4 protein-coding genes are annotated in these 3,908 nt (G+C 52.5%); 1 reads left to right on the top strand and 3 read right to left on the bottom strand.

Features of this window, described 5'->3' with window-relative positions; translation table 11 throughout:
• Positions 1–197: 197 nt before the first annotated feature.
• From rfbA to rfbB, 3 genes are all read right to left on the bottom strand, one after another.
• A complete protein-coding gene (gene rfbA / locus INT19_RS05985; protein ID WP_030071909.1) occupies positions 198–1,088 on the bottom strand; it encodes a glucose-1-phosphate thymidylyltransferase RfbA in 891 nt (296 codons plus the stop codon).
• Positions 1,089–1,238: 150 nt separating this feature from the next.
• Positions 1,239–2,132, bottom strand: a complete 894-nt coding sequence (rfbD, locus tag INT19_RS05980; RefSeq protein ID WP_193060113.1) for a dTDP-4-dehydrorhamnose reductase — start codon at positions 2,130–2,132, stop codon at positions 1,239–1,241.
• Positions 2,129–3,199 (bottom strand): dTDP-glucose 4,6-dehydratase, encoded by a 1,071-nt coding sequence (gene rfbB, locus INT19_RS05975; protein ID WP_193060112.1) that lies wholly within the window; start codon positions 3,197–3,199, stop codon positions 2,129–2,131. The genes rfbD and rfbB overlap by 4 nt, the downstream gene beginning before the upstream one ends.
• A gap of 237 nt (positions 3,200–3,436) precedes the next feature.
• Here rfbB and tnpA point away from each other — a divergent pair.
• A partial coding sequence (gene tnpA, locus INT19_RS05970; RefSeq protein WP_446719023.1) for an IS200/IS605 family transposase occupies positions 3,437–3,908 on the top strand: 472 nt, incomplete at its 3' end.

The following is a 3,908-nucleotide window of genomic DNA, read 5'->3' as shown; positions in this document are numbered from 1 at the left end:
GCGACGATATTGGCTGGATGAAATCTTTCATGCGTTTGCCCTGCCTAAATTAGCAGCGTTTTAATTGGCCACGGACACTCACGGAAAACACGGACAAGGTCAAAAACAAAAACCAATAAAGAATTTAAGGCTTTGTCCGTGCCGTCCGTGAGTGTCCGTGGCGAAATAGGTTTCCCGTGAGGGTCCGTGGCTAGATATTATCGTTTGGCTGCTATCAGGCGCTGTAGGTATTGGCCGTATTGGGTTTTGGCGAGTGGTTTGGCGAGTTCGGTTAGGTGTTCGTCGCTGATCCACTGTTGCTGCCAGGCTATTTCTTCCAAACAAGCTATTTTGAGACCCTGTCGGTGTTCAATAGTTTGTACGTATTGGCTGGCTTCTAACAGGCTGTCGTGGGTGCCGGTGTCTAACCAAGCGAAGCCGCGGCCTAGCCGTTCTACACGTAAATCGCCACGCTGCAGGTAGGCGTTATTCACACTGGTGATTTCCAGCTCGCCACGCTCTGAAGGCTTTACGTTTTTGGCGACTTCTACAACATCATTATCGTAGAAATATAGCCCCGTAACGGCGTAAGCAGACTTGGGCTTTTTGGGTTTCTCTTCAATGGAGATAGCGCGACCCTGCTCATCAAATTCAACTACGCCGAAACGCTCAGGGTCTTTCACCAAATAGCCAAATACCGTTGCGCCTGACGTGCGGGAACTGGCGCGTTTTAGCTGATCTGAAAAGTGTTGACCATGGAAAATGTTGTCGCCTAGCACCAGGCAAACGGGGCTTTCGCCAATAAACGCTTCACCGATAATAAAGGCTTGTGCCAGACCATCAGGACTTGGCTGTTCGGCATATTGTAGATTGATGCCAAAGTCTTCTCCGCTGCCGAGCAGGTTTTGGTATTGAGGTAAATCTTCAGGTGTGGAGATAATCAGAATATCGCGGATGCCTGCCAGCATGAGCACCGAGATCGGGTAGTAGATCATCGGCTTATCGTAAATTGGCAGTAATTGCTTGGATACACCACGAGTAATGGGGTGTAACCGTGTGCCCGAGCCCCCAGCCAGGATAATGCCTTTTCTTTGTGAGTTTTGGCTCATAGTGGGCTCTTTCATCGGTTTAGCTAAGGGTTTTCATTTTTAGCCACGGACACTCACGGAAAACACGGACAAAGTCATAAGCAACAACTCAATAACAAATAAATGGTTTTGTCTGTGACGTACGTGTCGTCCGTGGCGAATAACGTTTTTTTAATTACTGAGATGTTCTTTAAGCGTTAATGCTAGCTGGCTCTGCCAGGGCGGCATGGTAATGCCTAGTGCGCTTTCTAACTTATCCAACGCCATGCGTGAGTTCAGCGGGCGCTGAGCGGGTGCTGGGTACTCTGCCGTGGGGATGACTGCGGTGCTTTCAGGCGTAATCGTTAGTGCTTCCCCTGCTTTTCGGGCTTGACTGAAAATCTCGCTGGCGAAGCCGTGCCAGCTGGTTTCCCCCCTGGGGGCTAAGTGGTAAATGCCTTGGGGAATGTGAATAGAGAGCCGTGAGCCGTGAACCGTGAAAGACAACGCGGTGATTTGAGCGATTAGGCGCGCGGCCGTAGGCGCGCCTATTTGATCGTTGACGATGCTTAGCGCTTCCCGCTCGCGGCCCAGGCGAAGCATGGTTTTCATAAAGTTGCTGCCACGGGCAGCGTAGACCCAGCTAGTGCGAAAAATCAGGTGGCTGGCACCGCTTTCGATAATCCCTTGATCCCCTTCCAGCTTGGTTTGGCCGTAAACGCTGAGTGGGCCTGTGGGGCTATCTTCCTGCCAGGGTGTTTCGCCGTTGCCTGGGTAAACGTAATCCGTTGAGTAGTGCACCAGAGGAATGCCGTGCTTGGCTGCATATTCCGCTAGCTGCGCGGGCAATTCAGCGTTTAAGCGCTGTGCCTGCCCTGGTTCACTCTCGGCGTTATCAACCGCTGTGTAGGCCGCCGCGTTGAGTATTAAGCCAGGCTGGTGTTTGGCAAGGTAAGTATCTACTGCGTCGGCGTTGGTTAAATCGAGTTCTTGGCGTGTCGGGGCCAGAATAGTGCCGAACGGGGCAAATTGGCGCTGGAGTTCAAAGCCTACTTGGCCGTTACCGCCGGTGATTAGGATGTTCATGAAATACTTCCCAGCCGTTGACCTTGGTAACTGCCGTCTTGTACGCGTTTCCACCAGGTTTCGTTGGCGAGGTACCACTGCACGGTTTTGCGTAGACCGGTTTCGAAGGTTTCTTCTGGCGTCCAACCGAGCTCTCGTTCAATTTTGCTGGCATCAATGGCATAGCGTACGTCGTGGCCGGGGCGGTCGGTTACGAAGGTGATGAGCTCACGGTACGACTGTTCCTGTGGCACTAGCTCTTGGAGCAGGTCACACAGCGTTTCAACAACGGTGAGGTTGGCTTTTTCATTATGCCCGCCGATGTTGTAGGTTTCGCCGATTTCGCCTTCTGTAGCCACTTTGATTAAGGCGCGGGCGTGGTCTTCCACATATAACCAATCGCGGATTTGCTGGCCATTGCCGTACACCGGTAGCGGCTTACCTGCTAGGGCATTGAGGATCATCAGCGGGATTAGTTTTTCTGGGAAGTGATATGGCCCGTAATTGTTGGAGCAATTGGTCACCAGTGTGGGCAAGCCGTAGGTGCGCTGCCATGCGCGCACTAGGTGATCAGAACTGGCTTTACTGGCCGAGTACGGCGAACTAGGTGCATAAGGCGTGGTTTCTGTAAAGAGGTCGTCGGTGCCTTCCAAATCACCATACACTTCATCTGTACTGATGTGATGAAAGCGAAAGGCTTCTGCCTTGGCTGCATCCTGCTGCTGTAGCGTTTTCCAGTACGCGCGGGCGGCTTCTAGCAATACGGCGGTGCCTACCACGTTGGTTTGAATAAACTCGGCGGGACCGTCGATGGAGCGGTCTACGTGGCTCTCTGCAGCCAGGTGCATCACTACATCGGGCTGGTGCTGTTCAAACAATTCCTGCATGGCCGGAGCGTCGCAAATATCTGCCTGCACAAAGGTGTAGCGTTCGTTGCCTTCCACACTTGTCAGCGACTCGAGGTTACCCGCGTAGGTCAGCTTATCGAGGTTAATCACCCGGTGCTGGGTATTATTGATCAATTCACGCACTACCGCTGAGCCAATAAAGCCGGCACCGCCGGTGACAAGAAATGTTAAACACTTCATAAGGGGCATAATTCCTAACTACTTTACTCGGTGAATGCACCCACGAATCATGCTGCGCATTGATTTGGGGCTTCATCGCTCCACCACAATGTGGAGAGCGTGACCGGCATCCTCGGTGAGTCAGGGGTGCATTGGCCTCCTGACACCTGCCCGTCCTTTCGGCGGGTCAGTTTGTGTTTCCACGCCCAGTAACTGGCACCGATGTTATAGCTGGCGTTAAGGTCGGCGTTGAAGCGTTTGCCGTTGGCAAACGTAGTTTCAAGCCTTAGAACCCGTAGCCATAGTGCTTACCGGCTTAATTATCATTTAGTATTGTCAATGAAGTATCGGCACAAATGCTTGACGGCTCCCATGCTCGACCGGATAGAAATGATCCTGCGCGACTTGCTGCATCAGTGGGGCTGCGAGTTGGTAGAGTTTGGCGGTGAGGCCGACCATGTACATTTACTGCTCGAGACACCGCCCACGGTGAAGCTGTCCAATCTGGTCAAAAACCTAAAATCGGTCACTGCCCGTCGAATGCGTAAAGAGTTTGCCAGCGAGCTTGCGCCTTATTACTGGAAACCGTCTTTCTGGAACCGCGCTTACGCGCTCATCAGTGTGGGCGGGCGCACCAACATCGAGACGTTACTGCGCTACATCGAACACCAAGACGACCCTCGCAAGCCAGGGCAAACGCATGAAAGATTTCATCCAGCCAATATCGTCG

Source organism: Halomonas sp. 3A7M (assembly GCF_014897875.1).
Taxonomy (GTDB): domain Bacteria; phylum Pseudomonadota; class Gammaproteobacteria; order Pseudomonadales; family Halomonadaceae; genus Vreelandella.
Note: the sequence above shows the minus strand (reverse complement) of the source record. Positions and strands in the feature narration are given on the sequence as shown.

What these genes read in the sequence shown, in the direction of transcription:
- rfbA (WP_030071909.1), bottom strand. Translation starts at nt 1,088, where the DNA reads ATGAGCCAAAACTCACAAAGAAAAGGCATTATCCTGGCTGGGGGCTCG.
- rfbD (WP_193060113.1), bottom strand. Translation starts at nt 2,132, where the DNA reads ATGAACATCCTAATCACCGGCGGTAACGGCCAAGTAGGCTTTGAACTC.
- rfbB (WP_193060112.1), bottom strand. Translation starts at nt 3,199, where the DNA reads ATGAAGTGTTTAACATTTCTTGTCACCGGCGGTGCCGGCTTTATTGGC.